The sequence below is a fragment of the Clostridium sp. YIM B02555 genome, assembly GCF_022320955.1.
Taxonomy (GTDB): Bacteria; Bacillota; Clostridia; order Clostridiales; family Clostridiaceae; genus Clostridium; species Clostridium saccharoperbutylacetonicum.
Genome location: NZ_JAKJJY010000034.1, coordinates 21,039 through 39,064, shown reverse-complemented (window position 1 = coordinate 39,064; position 18,026 = coordinate 21,039). Strand labels below are relative to the sequence as shown.

Here is an 18,026-nt window from a genome sequence, read left to right as displayed (position 1 = left end):
CTGGTTTACTTAAATGTATTTATCTTATTCTGTTCAATTTTCAAAGACCATTTTCTTTCTTACAGCTTTCGCTGTAATCTTTTGTTTGTTTTTGTCACCCTCAAGCGACTTCACTAGTATATCACTTAACTTTAGCTTTGTCAACAACATTTTAATAGTATTTAAAATGTTAATACTATATGCTATAGTCGTAATTTTATCAAGTTCTTTCACTCTTAGCGACGTGTTTTATATTAACATAATATTTATATATTTTTACATAATATATTGCAATTAAATTAATTTAAATTAGTTATTCTCTATTTATTTACTTTTTCTTTTATTTTTCTAACTATGATACGCTAGGATCATTTGACATTGTTTACTAAAATTTTATTGTTTAAACTTGTAAAAAATTAAGATTACTAACGATAAATTTGAATTTATCGTTAATAATCTTATTCATATAAAATTCAGTTAATATTATTCTTCTGAAGTTTCATTACTTTCATTAATAGAATCCTCTTCTGATTCGTCACTACCTAATATTTTAGCGATTGCAACAACTTTTTCATCATCACTGGTTCTCATTAATGTTACTCCCATTGCAGATCTACTAGTAACTGAAATATCAGCTACATTTATTCTAATAGCTACACCGCTAGAATTTATAAGCATTAATTCATCATCAACTTTACATATTGTTGCTCCAACAAGTTTTCCAGTCTTTTCACTAATCTTATAAGTTATTAATCCTACGCCGCCTCTGTTTTGAAGTTTATATTCTTCAATAGGAGTTCTTTTTCCATATCCATTTTCACTTATTACTAGTAATTCTTCTCCATCAACTGCTATATCCATACATACAGCTACATCATCTTCTTTTAAGTTAATAGCTTTAACTCCAGATGCAGTTCTTCCCATATGTCTAACATTTTTTTCGTTAAACTTAACTGCATAACCATTTTGAGTTACCATCATTATGTTTGCATCTCCATATGTGTTCTTTACTTTTAACAGCTCATCTCCATCTTTTAGGCTTATAGCAATTAATCCATTTTTTCTTAAGTTTTTGAATTCACTTACTGGAGTTTTCTTAACAATTCCTTGTTTAGTACCCATAAATAAAAATCCTTCTTTTTTTCCATCAGCTACAGTTAATACTGTTTGAATTTTTTCATCAGGCTCTATTGCTATAATATTTATTAAATTTGTACCCTTTGCTTGTCTTCCAGCATCAGGAATTTCATAAGCTCTTAATTTATATACTCTTCCCCTATTAGTAAAGAATAAAACATCCGAATGGGTTGATGTTATCATCAGATGTTCAACAAAATCATCTTCTTTTGTTGTCATTGCTTGAATCCCTTTTCCACCTCTTCTTTGTGAAGAATAAGTATCAGCTGAAATCCTCTTTATATATCCAGAACTAGTTAATGTTATAACAACATCTTCTTCTTGGATTAAATCTTCTATATCAATTTCATTTATAATTTTTTCTATTTTACTTCTTCTTTCGTCTGAATACTTAGCTTTTATTTCTAGAAGTTCATCTTTAATAACTCCTAATAATTTTTCTTCACTTTCTAAAATAGAATTTAAATATTCCATTTGCCTCATTAATTCATTCAATTCATCCTCAATCTTATCTCTTTCTAATCCTGTTAGTCTTCTTAACCTCATATCTAATATAGCTTGAGCTTGTTTCTCTGAAAGATTAAATCTTTCTATCAAAGTATCTCTAGCAATTTCGCTAGTATTAGAATTTCTAATTATACTTATTACCTCATCTATATTATCTAATGCAATCTTTAATCCTTCAAGTATATGAGCTCTGGCTTCTGCTTTGTTTAGCTCAAATATTGTTCTTCTTGTTATAACTTCTTTTTGGAAATCTATGTAGTTTCTTAGTATTTCCTTTAAATTTAATACCTTAGGTTCATTATTGACCAAAGCCAACATTATAATCCCAAATGTATCTTGAAGCTTAGTATGCTTATATAGTAAATTTAGAACTACATTAGGATTAGCATCTCTTTTTAGTTCTATTACTATTCTCATACCTTCTCTATCTGATTCATCTCTTAAATCTGATATTCCAGTAATCTTCTTATCCTTTACTAAATCTGCAATATTTTCTATAAGTTTTGCCTTATTTACAATATATGGTATTTCAGTTACAACTATTTTATGTCTTCCATTTTCCTCTTCAATTTCTGCATTAGCTCTAACAACTACTTTACCTCTTCCAGTTTCATAAGCAGCTCTAATCCCTGCTTTGCCCATAATAGTTGCTCCAGTAGGAAAATCTGGCCCCTTGATTTTAGTCATAAGATCTAATATCGTAACTTCTGGATTATCGATAAGCATTATAGTTCCATCTATTATTTCCCCTAAATTATGCGGTGGAATATTTGTTGCCATTCCAACTGCTATTCCTGATGAACCATTAACTAAGAGATTCGGAAATCTCGATGGTAAAACTACTGGTTCTTGTTCTTCTCCATCAAAATTTGGCATAAAATCAACTGTATTTTTATTTATATCTCTTAACATCTCTACAGCTATCTTATTCATTTTTGCTTCTGTATATCTCATAGCAGCAGCACTATCACCATCAACTGATCCAAAATTTCCATGACCATCTACTAACATATATCTCATAGAAAAATCTTGAGCCATTCTTACTAATGCATCATAAACAGAAGTATCACCATGTGGATGATATTTACCTAAAACTTCACCGACTATTCTCGCACATTTTCTATAGCCCTTATCAGGAGTTAATCCTAACCCCTGTAAAGAATATAGTATTCTTCTATGTACAGGTTTCAATCCATCCCTTACATCTGGCAATGCACGCCCTACTATAACGCTCATAGCGTAATCTATATAGCATCGTTTCATTTCTTTATTAATATCTACAAGTTCAACTTTACCCTCATTAAAATCCATGTACTTCACCTCATATCAGTACTAAATGTCTAAATTTACAACATATTTAGCATTTTGTTGTATAAAATCTTTTCTTGGTTCAACCTTTTCGCCCATTAATATCGTAAAAATTTCATCTGCTGCCATAGCATCTTCTACATTTACTTTTAATAGAATTCTTTTTTCTGGATCCATTGTTGTATCCCATAATTGAATTGCATTCATTTCACCAAGACCTTTATATCTTTGAATATCAGTAGAATTATCTTTTCCACCTACTTCTTGTAATACTTGCTCTAATTCTTTATCACTATAAGCATAATACTCTTTTTTATTCTTAATAATTCTGTATAATGGTGGTTGAGCTATGTATACATGACCACCATCTATTAATTGCTTCATGTATCTATAGAAAAATGTTAATAACAATGTTCTAATATGAGCCCCATCAACATCGGCATCTGTCATAATTATGATTCTATCATATCTAATTTTTTCTACATCAAAATCATTTCCTATGCCAGCACCAAATGCAGTAACCATAGATCTTATAGTATCTGCATTCAATATCCTATCAAGTCTCTGTTTTTCAACATTTAGTATCTTACCTCTTAGTGGTAAAATGGCCTGGAATTTTCTATTTCTGCCTTGTTTAGCTGATCCACCGGCAGAATCTCCTTCGACTATATAAATTTCACATTCTCGAGGATCCTTTGAAGAACAATCTGCTAATTTTCCAGGTAATGCAGATCTTTCTAATACAGATTTTCTTGTTAATTCTCTTGCCTTTCTAGCTGCATCTCTTGCCCTTGCTGCCATCAGTGCTTTATCAACAATCATCTTTCCAACAGCAGGATTTTCCTCTAAGAATATCCCTATATTTTCACCTGCAATCGAATCAACTATTCCTCTAACTTCACTATTTCCTAGCTTTGTCTTAGTTTGCCCTTCAAATTGTGGTTCTTCAATTTTAACTGATATTACTGCTGTAAGACCTTCTCTTATATCATCACCAGTGAAATTTTTATCATTTTCCTTTATATGCCCAAACTTTTTAGCATAATCATTAAATATTCTTGTTAATGCTGTTTTAAAACCAACTAAATGTGTACCACCCTCAACAGTATCTATATTGTTTGCAAAAGAGAAAATATTTTCAGTATAACCATCATTGTATTGAAGTGCTATTTCAACAGCTATTTTATCCTTTACTCCCTCTATATATATTGGTTCTTCATGAAGTGGTACTTTGTTTCTATTTAAATAGCTAACAAATGATTTTATTCCACCTTCATAATGAAAAGTTTCTTTTTTATCATATCTTTTATCTATTAGCTCTATATAAATTCCTTTATTTAAAAAAGCTAACTCCCTTAATCTTTGAGCTAATACATCAAAATCAAATATAATTTCATCAAAAATTCCAGCATCAGGTTTAAAATAAGTCTCTGTACCAGTTTGATCACTATTACCGATTTTTACAACCTCAGTAAGTACTTTTCCTTTACTGTATTTTTGTTGCCATACATGACCGTCTCTTTTGACTGTAACTGTACAATCTTCTGAAAGAGCATTAACTACAGATGCACCAACCCCATGAAGTCCTCCAGAAACCTTATATCCACCACCGCCAAATTTACCACCAGCATGTAAAATTGTCATTATAACTTCAACTGTAGATTTACCCATTTTAGGGTGCATCCCAACTGGCATTCCTCTACCATCATCGCTTACTGTAATTGAATTATCTTCGTTAATGTTGACTTCTATTTTCTTACAAAATCCTGCCAATGCTTCGTCAATACTATTATCAACTATTTCGTAAACTAAATGATGAAGCCCTCTTGGACTAGTACTTCCAATATACATACCTGGTCTTTTTCTTACTGCTTCTAATCCTTCAAGAACTTGTATCTGATTTTCATCATATTTATTATTATTTTGTTCCAAATCAGACTCCTCCTAAACTTAATAAATATTAAAATTATTATTAATTATAAAATTAAGAACTATATTCAATATCAGTTCTTTTCGTTAATGTTGTTGATGAAATTGGTGAAAGGTATATCTTACTCTTATTATCAACTTCTGCAATAATAAATGATTTTGGTGTTTCATCAGTAATGCGTTCTACAAAACCATCTTCTTCTGCTAATCTCAAAAATTGTATTGTATCAGAACTATACATTGTATTTTGAAGATCGAATATTCCAATTATATCTTTAATAGGAACTACAACATTTTCACCCAAATGTAAAAACACTAAATATTCCTCCTTTAATTTAAAACTTTACCATTTGATACTGTAAAAATCTTAACTTTTTCATCTAAATAATCATTTAAATCTTCGACACCAGTACATGTAATTACTGTCTGTATATCATTTATTGAACTTAGTATATATCTCTTTCTACTTGAATCAAGTTCAGATAGAACATCATCTAATAATAAGACTGGATATTCTCCAGTTATTTGTTTTATTATTTTTAAAGATGAAAACTTCATAGTTAAAATTGATGTTCTTTGTTGACCTTGAGATCCAAATATTTTGGTATCTATGGAATTTATAAATACACTAAAGTCATCTCTATGAGGACCTACTGAAGTTAATCCTCTTTCCCTGTCTTTTAAAACATTAGCTTTTAGTTTTTGTAAATAATTATCCTTAAAGTTCCCCAAATTCACAGTACAATTATATTTAAATTCAATTTTTTCCTTACTAGATGTTATTTCTTTATGGATTTCATCACCAAAAAAGTTTATCTTATCTATATATTCTAACCTTTTTGAAACAATATAATCAGCATATTCAATTAATTGCAAATCATATACTTCTAAAATATCTTGATTAAATATTTTATTTTTTAATATAATATTGCGCTCATTTAACACTTTGTTATATTGAACTAAATTAAAATAGTATTTTGGATTAATTTGAGATAACTCCATATCTAGCATTCTTCTTCTAATAGTAGGAGATTCCTTTATTACTTTTAAATCTTCTGGAGAAAACATTACAACGTTAAAGGTTCCAAATAATTCACCTATCTTATTTACTTTAATATTATTTACTTTAATGGCCTTTTTTCCATCTCTTAAAATGTTTATATCTATTTTTTTATCTAATCTATTCTTTCCTACAAGTAAACTAATATAAGCGTTATCCTTCTTCCAATTTATCAGTTCCTTATCTTTTGAAGTTCTATGTGATTTTGCAAATGCACTATAATAAATTGCTTCCAAAATGTTAGTTTTTCCTTGAGCATTGTCACCTACAAAAACATTAACATTTTTAATTAATTGTATATTTAGATTTTCATAATTTCGATAATTAAACAAACTTATGTTTTTAACATACATAAAAATACACCTATAATAATTATATCATATATAATAAAATAACAGTTTATTTATTATTTTTAATAATCATTTCATATAATTTCAAAATCTGAGCCATCAAAGTTTATTACATCTCCAAATTTTAATTTTTTCCCTCGTTGAATACAAATTTCATGATTAACTTTTACTAATCCATCTTGTATATAAAATTTAGCTTCTGACCCAGAAGAAGCTATACCAGCCCATTTTAAAAAGGCATCTAATTTTATATATTCAGTATCAATTTTTACTTTATTCATTTTATTGTATAAATATTAATAATAATATTTATCCTCCTATCTCATTAATCTTACAGGTAATACTAAATATTTAGCATTTTCATTATTTTCTTCTTCAATTACGCATGGACTTATTCCTGATGTCATTTTCATAACAACTTCATTTTGCTCCATGTTTTTTAATACATCCAATAAGTATTTTGAATTAAATGCAATTTGAATCCCTTCTCCTTGCAATTTTATTGATATTTCCTCTCTTACTTTTCCCAATTGAGAATTAGATGTTATTATTAGATTATCTTGCTGTATATCTAGTCTTATTAAATTAGTATTGCCATCCTTAGCCATTAAAGAGGCTCTTTCTATTGCATTCTGTAATTCTTGCCTATTTACATTTACAAATAATTTATGTTCTTGTGGTAATAAAGAATTATAATTAATAAATTTACCTTCTAATAGTCTAGATATTATTTTAGTTTTTTCTAAATTAAAGAGTATATGATTATTTGTAAATGTTATATCTACAATCTCATCAATATCTTCTAATATCTTGGATACTTCAATCAATGTCTTCCCAGGAATAACAACTTCTATATCCATATCATTATCTAAAAATTCACTTTTTATAGCTAATCTATACCCATCAAGAGCTACTAAATTTAATGTTTTATTCTGTACTTCAAATAAAATTCCTTGAAGTATAGGTCTAGTTTCTTCTTGTGCAATAGCAAAAGATGTACCTTTTATCATGTTTTTTAAGATATTTTGATTTACTGATATTTTTAATTGCTCATTTATTTGAGGTAATTCTGGAAATTCATTTGAATTCATATAAACTACGTCAAATACAGATTTTTCACAAGTAATTTTTAGTAATTGATTTTCAATAATCTCAATTTTTATGCTTGAATTTGGTAATTTTCTTATTATTTCTCCAAATATTTTAGCATCAATAACAATGCTACCTTCTTCTATAACTGCTGCATCTACTACTGTTTGAATACTAACATCCATATCTGAAGCAATAAGTGTTAATGTTGATCCTTTAGCTTTTATATATATTCCTTCTAGTATAGGCATAGTTGATTTGCCTGTTATAGCCTTTTGCACGATAGAAATACCTTCTAATATTTTTTGCTTTTCACATGTAAAAATCATTTTGAATCCTCCTTATTTATTAACATGAAATTTAAAGATAATAAATAGATATAGATTAATACTTTTATAGTAATAATAGTAGTAGGGGCTGTTAATTTGTTGATAACTAGTTCTAGCTTTGTTATATCAACAAAATTGCATTCAAAAATATTGTGGATAAATCAGTAACAAATTCAACTGGTTATCCACAAGTTACACAATATTATTGCCACAAAAATATTATCCACAAGTTATGATTGAATTATTATATACAGATGTGGATTAATTTTGAGTCAGCTTTTTTGTGATATCATTAACGGTGTGTTGTAATGAATCATCTGTTTTTAAGTTTTCAGATATTTTTTCATATGCGTGTATTACTGTGGTATGATCTCGTCCACCAAATTCTTCTCCTATTTTAGGTAAAGACATATCTGTTAATTTTCTGCTTAAATACATTGCAATTTGTCTTGGATATGCAACATTTCTAGTTCTTCTCTGTGATTTTAAATCTTCTATACGTAAATTAAAGTAACTAGATACTACATCTTGAATTAAATCAATAGTTACATGTTTTCCTTGTTTTTTAGATATTATATCTTTTAGAGCTTCAGAAGCTAAATCCACAGTAACTTCTCTATTTGTTAGTGAAGAATATGCAATTATTCTTATTAATGCTCCTTCAAGTTCCCTTATATTTGATTTTATTTTTGTAGCAATATAGCCCATTACTTCATTAGCTACATTTAAGTTTTCAACATCAGCTTTCTTTTTTAAAATCGCCATCCTAGTTTCAAAATCTGGAACTTGAATATCTGCGATTAATCCCCATTCAAATCTAGATCGCAATCTGTCTTCTAATGTTGGAATTTCTTTTGGTGGTCTATCTGATGATAATATAATTTGTTTATTAGCATCATGTAGTGCATTAAAGGTATGGAAAAATTCTTCCTGAGTACGTTCTTTTCCAGCAATAAATTGAATGTCATCTATAAGCAAAATATCAACATTTCTGTATTTATTTCTGAATTCTTCATTTTTATCATCTTTAATAGCATTAATTAATTCATTAGTAAACTTTTCAGAAGAAACATAAACAACTTTTGCATTAGGATTTCCTTCCAAAATATAGTGACCTATAGCATGCATTAGATGAGTCTTTCCAAGTCCAACACCACCATATATAAATAATGGATTATAAGCTTTTGCAGGAGATTCAGCTACTGCTAATGATGCTGCATGAGCAAACCTATTACTGTTACCTATTACAAAAGAATTAAATGTGTACTTGGGATTTAAAGTTGAAGACATTTCATCATTTACAATAATTGATTTTGAAGTTTTATTATTGGCAGGATTTGCTTTATCGTCTTCCTTATCGTAATTATCAGACATTATGATAAATTCAATTGTATATAATTTTGAACACACTGCTTTTATTGAGTTTGCAACTAGAACTTTGTATCGCTTGTCTAAGATGTCTTGAGTAAAGGAATTTGGAACGCTTATCTTAAGTGTATCTGAAGAAATAGATAGGGGTTCGCAACTTTTAATCCAAGTATTAAAGCTAACCTCACTTAATTCGCTTTTTATAATATCTAAAGTTTTATCCCACAAGTTTTTTAGATCGGCATCCATTCTTATTCCTCCAATAAATTTTAATAAAAAAAATTTTTTAGGATATTATGTACAGTTTATCAACATGTTATAAACATTTCTATATTATTGACAATTATGTATACAAATATATCAACATGTTAATAATTATGTGTATAGAAACTTAGTATATAGAATTACTAACAATTAACATTTAGAGTTATAAACATGTACCAAACCTAGCATAATTGTCATTTATTATATATAATATAAATAACAAACAAACAAGTTATGCACAAGTTTATCCACACTTGTGGATAAACTTGTATTGTAAAAAGTTATTCACAACATAATACATATGATAACATAAGTAATTATTCATATTCAAGAAGTTATCCACAAAAAAATTATATAAAATATATTTATCAACAATATATTACTACCTTGACAGAAAATTATTATATATATATAATAGGTAAAGTAAAATTTAAAGTCGCAAAGTATAGTATTTGCTATAAATAATAAATCTAAGGGGGTGCATATGTAATGTTTATGACTTACCAACCTAAAAAAAGACAAACAAAAAAAGAACATGGTTTTAGAAAGAGAATGAGCACTCAATCAGGAAGAAACATTCTTAAGAACAGAAGACAAAAAGGAAGAAAAAAATTAACAGCATAAGGGCCGCATTAAGTGGCCTTTTTTCTGCAAATGCAGGGAAAAAAGGAGTATAAAAACATCTATGATTTATAGATTAAAAAAAAATTTTGAATTTACAATTATATATAGACGCGGAAAGTCATTTGCAAATGAACTTTTAGTCATGTATATATTTAAGAATAAAAAAAATAGAGATGTAAGTTTTAATTATTATAATAAACTAGGTATTTCCGTAAGTAAAAAAGTAGGAAATAGTGTTGTTAGAAGTAGATGCAAAAGATTAATAAGTGAAAGCTTTAGATTAAATTATAATTATATAATAAAAGGATATGATTTTATTTTTATAGCAAGAAATCCAATTAAAGATAAAAGTTATTTTGAAGTAGAAACTGCTATGAAAAATTTAATTAAAAAGGCAGGCTTATATAATAATGAAGAAATTACTAATAAACTTAATTAACTTTTACAGAAAACATATTTCACCAGGAAGGCCAGCATGCTGTAGGTTTATGCCAACTTGTTCGCAATATGCTCTAGATGCAATAAATAAGTATGGAGCTTTAAAGGGCACAATTATGGCGGTTTACAGAATATTAAGATGTAACCCTTTTTGTAAAGGTGGATATGACCCAGTAAGATGAATACTAGGAGGTATATATTTTAATGTTTCAATCGATAGTTGATTTTATGAAAGGTATATTTGATTCTCTGCATAATTTCATTGTTGGCACGGGAGTATCAGATGTTGGATTATCATATGTTTTAGCAATATTTGTTTTTACATTAATTATAAGAATATTAATATTGCCATTTAATATTAAGGCTGCAAAATCTACAAGAGGTATGCAGAAGATTCAACCAGAGATGAAAAAAATTCAGGAAAAGTATAAAGATGATCCACAAAAATTAAATGCTGAAGTAATGAAATTATATAAAGATAATAATGTTAGTATGGCAGGGGGATGTGTTCCATCACTACTTCCATTACCAATATTAATGGCGTTATATTATGTCTTTATGGAAATACAAGGAATAGAAGGAGCATCATTCTTATGGATTAAAGATTTATTTGCTCCAGATTCATTGCATATACTTCCAATATTAGCGGCTCTATCTACATATATTCCATCATATTTAATGACTAAAGCAACTCCATCTCAACCTAATGGAATGAATATGGGAACTATGAATTTAGCAATGGCTGGAATGATGGGAGTTATGTCATGGCAGTTTAAATCAATATTAGTGTTATATTGGATTATGGGTAATTTAATTCAAACAATACAAACGTATTTTTTAAATTATAGACCTGCAATTAAAGAGGCTAATGAAGCTAAGGAATCGAAAGTAGAATCAGATAAATTTGTTATGGCAGTTGAAGAACCAAAAAATTCAGCTAGTAAAAAACGAAAAAAGAAATAAATTTAATTTATCTATAAAAATTTTGCTTTAATTATGAGAGGTGGTGAATTAACAAATGAAATCAATAGAAGTAGAAGGAAAATCTGTAGAAGAAGCCTTAAACAAAGCATTAATTGAATTTAGGACAGATAAGAATAATGTTAATGTTGAGGTTTTAGATCATGGTTCAAAAGGTTTATTTAATGTTATAGGTGTTAAGCCAGTTAAGATTAGAGTTTCTTATAAATACGATTATATTGAAGAAGCTCGTGGGTTTATTTCAAAAATGCTTGAATGCATGGAAATAGAAGCTAATATAAATATCAAAGAGGAAAATGATACTATAGTAATCAATTTATCAGGAGATAAGATGGGCGTTATAATTGGTTATAGAGGAGAAACTTTAGATTCTATACAATATTTAGTTTCATTAATAGTTAATAAGGTACATGAACTTCCTCATAAAAAAGTTATTTTAGATACAGAGAACTATAGAAGAAAAAGAGAAGAAACCCTTAGAGGTGTTGCTATTAAAACAGCCAGTAAGGTGAAAAGTGCTAAGAGGCCATTTAAGTTAGAACCAATGAATCCATATGAGAGAAGAATTATTCATTCTGCGCTTCAAGAAGATACTTTTGTTAATACATATAGCGAAGGTGAAGAACCATTTAGAAGAGTAGTAATTGAATTAAAAAAAGATTTGTAAAAAGAAAGCCTGAAGGCTTTCTTTTTAAGTTTAATAATAAAATTTATAAATATAAAATAAAATTTAATAATATATTTTTGACTAATTAAATATTGTTATGTAAAATTGATATTAGTTTGAAACGATATAGTTAATAAAATCTTCTTTAATATAGGAGGAAATTAAATGAAAGAATTTGATACAATTTGTGCGATAGCAACACCCATTGGTGAAGGTGGTGTTGCCATAATTAGAATATCAGGGGAAAAAGCTTTAGAAATAGCTAGTGAAATATTTGTACCTAAGAATGATTATGATATTAAAAATATGAAAACATACACTATGAAGTATGGAAATATTGTGAATTTTAAGACTAGAGAAATAATTGATGAAGTTATTTTAACTTATATGAAAGCACCTAGAAGTTATACTGGAGAAAACGTAGTTGAAATTAATTGTCATGGAGGTATTGTATCAACTAATAGTGTATTAGATCAAGCAATTCAAGCAGGTGCAAGACTTTCGGAACCTGGTGAATTTACTAAAAGGGCATTTCTAAATGGCAGAATAGACTTAAGTCAAGCAGAAGCTGTAATGGATATAATTACAGCTAAAACTGAGTTGGCAATGAAATCAGCAATGCTTCAAAGTAATGGTGCGCTTTCAAAAGAGATAATTGAATTGAGAAAAAATTTGTTAAATACTTTAGCTTTAATTGAGTATGCTGTTGATTTTACAGAGGATGATGAAGATATTGTTGATGATAATTTAATTATGCAAATTAAGAATGGAATTGATAAAACAATAGTAAAAATCAAAAATCTATTAGCAAGTGCTGATGAAGGCAAGATAATCAGAGAAGGTCTTAGTATAGTTATTGTTGGAAAACCTAATGTAGGGAAATCATCATTACTTAATGCTTTATTAAAGGAAAATAGAGCGATAGTGACTGATGTACCAGGCACAACAAGGGACATTATAGAAGAATATTTAAATGTTGATGGAATACCTATTAGAATAATTGATACAGCAGGAATAAGAGATACTGAAGATATAGTTGAAAAAATAGGTGTAGAAAGATCAAAAGAAAAAATTGAGGAAGCTGATCTAGTTATATTAATGATTGATGTATCTAGAGAGATCGATATTGAGGATAAAATTATAATTGAAAAAATAAAGAATAGAAAACATATTGTGTTAGCTAATAAGATTGACTTGGATAGAAAAATATCTGAAGAAAATATTAATGAGTTAAACAATATAATTAACATATCAGCAAAGTCTGGAATAGGTATTGATGATTTAAAAAAGAAAATTAAAGATCTATTTTTTAATGGAGAAATAAAATCTGAGAGTCTATTAATTTCAAATACACGGCATAAGCAAGCGTTATATAAGTCATTAGAAAATTGTGATATGGCTTTAAATAAGGTTAATGCTGATGAATATCTTGATCTAATTTCTATTTACATAACAGCAGCTATGAAAGCTTTGGGTGAAATAACAGGAGATGAATTAGAGGAAGATTTATTAAATAAAATCTTTAGTGAATTTTGTGTAGGAAAGTAGGTAAAGTAATGGCAGTAAATTATGATGGTGGGCATTATGATGTGATAGTTGTTGGAGCTGGTCATGCAGGGTGTGAAGCCGCACTAGCTTCTGCAAGATTGGGACTTAATACATTAGTTTGTACTATAAATTTAGATTCGATAGCATTGATGCCTTGTAACCCTAATATTGGTGGAACTGCAAAGGGGCATTTGGTAAGAGAAATTGATGCACTTGGTGGAGAAATGGGAATTAACATCGATAATACATTTATTCAATCAAGAATGCTGAATACTTCTAAGGGACCAGCAGTGCATTCTTTAAGAGCACAGGCAGATAAGAAAAACTATCAATATAGAATGAAAAGAATTTTAGAGGAACAGGAAAATCTTAATATAAGACAAATTGAAGTAACAGAACTAAATGTAGAGGATGGCAAGGTAACTGGTGTAATTACTAAAAATGGAGCTGTTTTTGCATGTAAAGCAGTAATACTTGCAACAGGAACATATTTAAGAGGAAAAATTATAATTGGAGAAGTTTCATATAGTGGTGGACCTAATGGATTATTCCCAGCAAATGATTTGTCTCAATCATTACTAGATTTAGGAATATCATTAAGAAGATTTAAAACAGGAACTCCAGCGAGAATAAATAGAAGATCTGTAGATTTTTCAAAAATGATAGAGCAAAATGGAGATGATAAAATAGTACCTTTTTCATTTATGAGTGATAATATTGAAAAAGATCAAATTTCTTGCTATCTAACTTATACTAATGAAGAAACACGTAAAATTATTACTGAAAATATAGATAGGTCACCTATTTATAATGGAAGTATTAAAGGTGTTGGTCCTAGGTATTGTCCTTCTATAGAAGATAAGATAATGAGGTTTCCAGATAAGCCACAACATCAAATATTTATTGAACCTGAGGGACTTGATACATTAGAAATGTATGTTGGTGGATTTTCATCATCACTTCCTGAAGAAGTACAAATTAAAATGCTTAGAACATTACCAGGTTTAGAGAATGTTGAAATGATGAGAACTGCATATGCAATTGAGTATGATTCAATTGATCCAACTCAATTGAGGCCAACGTTAGAATTTAAAGATGTTCAAGGGTTATATGGTGCAGGGCAGCTTAATGGTAGTTCAGGATATGAAGAAGCAGGTGCTCAAGGATTAGTTGCAGGTATAAATGCTGCGTTGAAAATTAAAGGAGAAGAGCCATTAATTTTAACGCGTTCTGATGCATATATTGGTGTTCTCATTGATGATTTGGTTACAAAAGGTACTAATGAGCCATATAGAATGATGACTTCGAGAGCTGAATATAGATTACTGTTAAGGCAAGATAATGCTGATTTCAGATTAACTGAAATGGGATATAAAGTAGGGTTAGTTACAGATGAAAGATATAATAGATTTTTACATAGAAGGAAAAATGTTGAAAATGAGTTATGCAGACTAAAAAATTTAAAAGTAACTAATAAAAGAGAAGTTAATGAATTTTTACATTCGTTAAATTCAGCTGAACTAAGAAAGCCAATTAGTTTTTACGAATTATTGCAGAGGCCTGAGTTAGATTATTTTGATTTAGAAGAATTGGATAGTGAAAGACCTCAATTACCGTATGATGTTGGTGAACAAATTAATATACTAACAAAATATGAAGGTTATATTCAAAGTCAACTTGAACAAGTAGCACAATTTAAAAAATTTGAAAAGAAATTACTACCTAAAGATATTAATTATGATAATATTAAAGGACTAAGAATTGAGGCGATTCAAAAATTAAGTAGTATTAAGCCGATTAGTATTGGCCAGGCATCACGTATTTCTGGGGTATCTCCAGCTGATATTTCAGTAATGTTAATATATTTAGAACACCGATATGGGAAACAATCCTAGTAAGTTGTTAATATGGAGGAAATATGGATTTTTATGATTTAATGTGTAAATCAACTGAAGATGTTGGTATGCAATTTTCAAGAGAACAATATGAGAAATTTATTGATTTTATGAAGCTTCTTCAAGAGTGGAATGAGAAGATAAATTTAACAGCTATAGTGGAAGATGAAGAAATAGTTAAAAAACATTTTATTGACTCAATTAAAGCATTTAAGGCTGATGAGGTTAAGAAGGCAAAAAATATGATTGACGTAGGAACAGGTGCAGGTTTTCCAGGAATACCAATTTCTATTATGCAAGAAAATTTAGAAGTTACTTTATTGGATTCATTAAATAAAAGAATTAATTTTTTAAATACTGTAATTAATAAACTTGGACTTTCGAATGTTAAAACGATTCATTCAAGAGCTGAAGATGGCGCAAGAGATAGTAAGTTAAGAGAAAAATTTGATATTGCAACATCTAGGGCAGTCGCTAATATGAGTGTATTATCAGAATTATGTCTTCCATACGCAAAAGTTGGGGGGAATTTTATTGCACTGAAGGGGCCTTCAGTTGAGCAGGAAATTAACGAAAGCCTTAATGCAATTAAAGTTCTTGGTGGAGAATTAGTTAATATTTGTGAAATTAATATTGAAGATACTGAATTGCGACATAATCTTGTTACAGTTAGAAAAATTAAGGAATGTCCTAAGAACTATCCAAGAAAAGCAGGATTGATAACAAAGAATCCGATTAAATAGAGAACGATAATTATAGATCAAATATGTTTGTAGTATTTTAATAAGGGATGGATTGAGAGCATGAACAATGAAATAGTAAGAATTAATATAGATAAGGTTATTCCAAATATATATCAACCACGTAAATATTTTAATGAAGAAGCAATTGAAGAGTTATCACAATCAATTAAGCAACATGGTATAATTCAACCATTAACAGTTAGAAAAAGAGGAGAAGTATATGAGTTAGTTGCTGGTGAAAGAAGACTTAGAGCGGCTAAATTAGCTAATTTAGAAACAGTTCCGTGTAATATTGTTGATATTACAGATTCAGAATCAGCAGAAATAGCTTTGTTAGAGAATTTACAAAGAGAGGATCTAAATTATATTGAAGAAGCTGAAGCATATTATAATTTAATAAATGATCATAATTTTACTCAAGATGAACTTGCCAAGAGAATGGGAAAAAAGCAGTCGACAATAGCTAATAAATTAAGACTATTAAAATTGAGTTCTGAAGTTAGAGAAATATGTTTAGAGAATAAGTTAACTGAAAGACATGCTAGAGCCTTACTTACAATTCCAAGAGAAGATTTGCAATTAAAAATAGTGCAAAAGATAATAAAAGATGGATTAAATGTTAAGAAAACTGAGGAACTAATAAATAAAGAATTACTTAAGTTAACAGGTAGTGAACTAAAAAAAGGTAGTAAAAGAAGTATACGTGGTGTTCTACCAGCAAAGTTATATGTAAATACAATTAAGCAAGTATTACAAAAATTTGATATACCTGCAGAATACGCATATAAAGATGAAGACGAATTTATTGAGGTGACTGTTAAAATTCCTAAAGTAAAGTGATAAAACTTGATAGTTTGTGTAATTAAAGTTAAGGTTAATTATTGATCTTAACTTTAATTATGTTTAAATTAATTATTAAAATATTATTAAGTTTAGTAATATTGTGTTATTAAGTTCGTTTTTTAAAACATAATTCTTTTATTATGAGGAAAAAGTATATATAATATTATTATGGGAAGGGGGGACGCTCTTTAAGGGCTATAGGTATGAAAAAAATCTGTGTTTTTAATCAAAAGGGTGGAGTCGGAAAGACCACTACTAATATAAACTTGTGCGCATATTTAGCCATGGAGGGATATAAGGTATTAACAATTGATATAGATCCTCAAGGTAATACTACAAGTGGTTTAGGGTTAGATAAAAATAACTTAGATTTATCGATTTATGATGTTTTAATTTCTGATACTAAAATGAAAGAGTCTATAGTAAGAAGTGATTTGGTTGAAAATTTATGCATTTCACCTTCAACAGTAGAGCTTGCTGGCGCAGAAGTTGAACTTATAAATAGAAGTGACAGGGAAAATATAATAAAGAACAAGTTAAAAGAAATTGAAGATGAATATGATTTTGTGTTTATTGATTGTCCACCATCATTAGGTGTATTGACCATAAATGCATTAGCTTGTGCAGATTCAGTTTTAATTCCAATACAATGTGAATTTTATGCATTAGAGGGAGTTAGTCAATTAGTTAATACTATTCAATTAGTAAAAAAGTCCCTAAATAAAAATCTTGAAATTGAAGGCGTAGTTATGACTATGTTTGATTACAGGACGAATCTGAGTAATGAAGTTTTAAAGGAAGTTCAAAAGTATTTTAAGGATAAGGTATATAATATAACAATCCCTAGAAATGTGAGATTAGCAGAAGCACCAAGTTTTGGATTACCAATAATGTTGTATGATGAAAAATGCAAGGGTGCAGAAGCCTACATAAAATTAACTAAAGAATTTTTAAAAAGACAGTAGGT

17 protein-coding genes are annotated in these 18,026 nt (G+C 28.6%); 10 read left to right on the top strand and 7 right to left on the bottom strand.

Features of this window, described 5'->3' with window-relative positions:
* Positions 1-462: 462 nt before the first annotated feature.
* The 7 genes from gyrA to dnaA all read right to left on the bottom strand — a co-directional run bounded on the left by gyrA (position 463) and on the right by dnaA (position 9,305).
* Positions 463-2,934, bottom strand: coding sequence for a DNA gyrase subunit A (gene gyrA / locus L3B98_RS27370; protein ID WP_238919020.1), 2,472 nt, complete (start codon positions 2,932-2,934; stop codon positions 463-465).
* A gap of 21 nt (positions 2,935-2,955) precedes the next feature.
* The gene (gyrB, locus tag L3B98_RS27365) at positions 2,956-4,863 is read right to left on the bottom strand and encodes a DNA topoisomerase (ATP-hydrolyzing) subunit B (RefSeq protein WP_238919019.1); all 1,908 of its coding nucleotides are present in this window, start codon (positions 4,861-4,863) and stop codon (positions 2,956-2,958) included.
* A 52-nt stretch (positions 4,864-4,915) separates the two neighbouring features.
* Positions 4,916-5,176, bottom strand: a complete 261-nt coding sequence (locus tag L3B98_RS27360) for an extracellular matrix/biofilm biosynthesis regulator RemA family protein (RefSeq protein ID WP_015390186.1) — start codon at positions 5,174-5,176, stop codon at positions 4,916-4,918.
* Between the two features lie 14 nt (positions 5,177-5,190).
* A complete protein-coding gene (gene recF / locus L3B98_RS27355; RefSeq protein ID WP_238919018.1) occupies positions 5,191-6,273 on the bottom strand; it encodes a DNA replication/repair protein RecF in 1,083 nt (360 codons plus the stop codon).
* A gap of 71 nt (positions 6,274-6,344) precedes the next feature.
* The gene (gene yaaA / locus L3B98_RS27350) at positions 6,345-6,551 is read right to left on the bottom strand and encodes a S4 domain-containing protein YaaA (RefSeq protein WP_238919017.1); all 207 of its coding nucleotides are present in this window, start codon (positions 6,549-6,551) and stop codon (positions 6,345-6,347) included.
* A 36-nt stretch (positions 6,552-6,587) separates the two neighbouring features.
* A complete protein-coding gene (dnaN, locus tag L3B98_RS27345) occupies positions 6,588-7,688 on the bottom strand; it encodes a DNA polymerase III subunit beta (protein ID WP_238919016.1) in 1,101 nt (366 codons plus the stop codon).
* Between the two features lie 261 nt (positions 7,689-7,949).
* Positions 7,950-9,305: a chromosomal replication initiator protein DnaA gene (gene dnaA, locus L3B98_RS27340; protein ID WP_238919015.1), complete on the bottom strand. Its 1,356-nt coding sequence runs from the start codon at positions 9,303-9,305 to the stop codon at positions 7,950-7,952.
* 504 nt (positions 9,306-9,809) lie between these two features.
* On the opposite strand from dnaA, the gene rpmH reads away from it, so the two are divergent.
* From rpmH to L3B98_RS27290, 10 genes are all read left to right on the top strand, one after another.
* Positions 9,810-9,944, top strand: a complete 135-nt coding sequence (rpmH, locus tag L3B98_RS27335) for a 50S ribosomal protein L34 (RefSeq protein ID WP_015395867.1) — start codon at positions 9,810-9,812, stop codon at positions 9,942-9,944.
* 61 nt (positions 9,945-10,005) lie between these two features.
* Positions 10,006-10,383, top strand: a complete 378-nt coding sequence (gene rnpA / locus L3B98_RS27330) for a ribonuclease P protein component (RefSeq protein ID WP_015395866.1) — start codon at positions 10,006-10,008, stop codon at positions 10,381-10,383.
* Positions 10,355-10,564: a membrane protein insertion efficiency factor YidD gene (gene yidD, locus L3B98_RS27325; protein WP_015395865.1), complete on the top strand. Its 210-nt coding sequence runs from the start codon at positions 10,355-10,357 to the stop codon at positions 10,562-10,564. The genes rnpA and yidD overlap by 29 nt, the downstream gene beginning before the upstream one ends.
* A gap of 22 nt (positions 10,565-10,586) precedes the next feature.
* The gene (locus L3B98_RS27320) at positions 10,587-11,345 is read left to right on the top strand and encodes a membrane protein insertase YidC (protein WP_077366739.1); all 759 of its coding nucleotides are present in this window, start codon (positions 10,587-10,589) and stop codon (positions 11,343-11,345) included.
* Positions 11,346-11,400: 55 nt separating this feature from the next.
* The gene (jag, locus tag L3B98_RS27315) at positions 11,401-12,030 is read left to right on the top strand and encodes an RNA-binding cell elongation regulator Jag/EloR (protein ID WP_077366738.1); all 630 of its coding nucleotides are present in this window, start codon (positions 11,401-11,403) and stop codon (positions 12,028-12,030) included.
* Positions 12,031-12,195: 165 nt separating this feature from the next.
* The gene (gene mnmE, locus L3B98_RS27310; protein ID WP_077366737.1) at positions 12,196-13,578 is read left to right on the top strand and encodes a tRNA uridine-5-carboxymethylaminomethyl(34) synthesis GTPase MnmE; all 1,383 of its coding nucleotides are present in this window, start codon (positions 12,196-12,198) and stop codon (positions 13,576-13,578) included.
* Between the two features lie 8 nt (positions 13,579-13,586).
* A complete protein-coding gene (gene mnmG / locus L3B98_RS27305; protein ID WP_238919014.1) occupies positions 13,587-15,473 on the top strand; it encodes a tRNA uridine-5-carboxymethylaminomethyl(34) synthesis enzyme MnmG in 1,887 nt (628 codons plus the stop codon).
* Between the two features lie 23 nt (positions 15,474-15,496).
* On the top strand, positions 15,497-16,216 hold the full coding sequence (rsmG, locus tag L3B98_RS27300; protein ID WP_015395860.1) for a 16S rRNA (guanine(527)-N(7))-methyltransferase RsmG: 720 nt from the start codon (positions 15,497-15,499) through the stop codon (positions 16,214-16,216).
* A gap of 60 nt (positions 16,217-16,276) precedes the next feature.
* On the top strand, positions 16,277-17,056 hold the full coding sequence (gene noc, locus L3B98_RS27295; protein WP_015395859.1) for a nucleoid occlusion protein: 780 nt from the start codon (positions 16,277-16,279) through the stop codon (positions 17,054-17,056).
* A 206-nt stretch (positions 17,057-17,262) separates the two neighbouring features.
* Complete coding sequence (locus tag L3B98_RS27290) at positions 17,263-18,024, top strand: AAA family ATPase (RefSeq protein ID WP_077366734.1); 762 nt, start codon at positions 17,263-17,265, stop codon at positions 18,022-18,024.
* Positions 18,025-18,026: the final 2 nt, after the last annotated feature.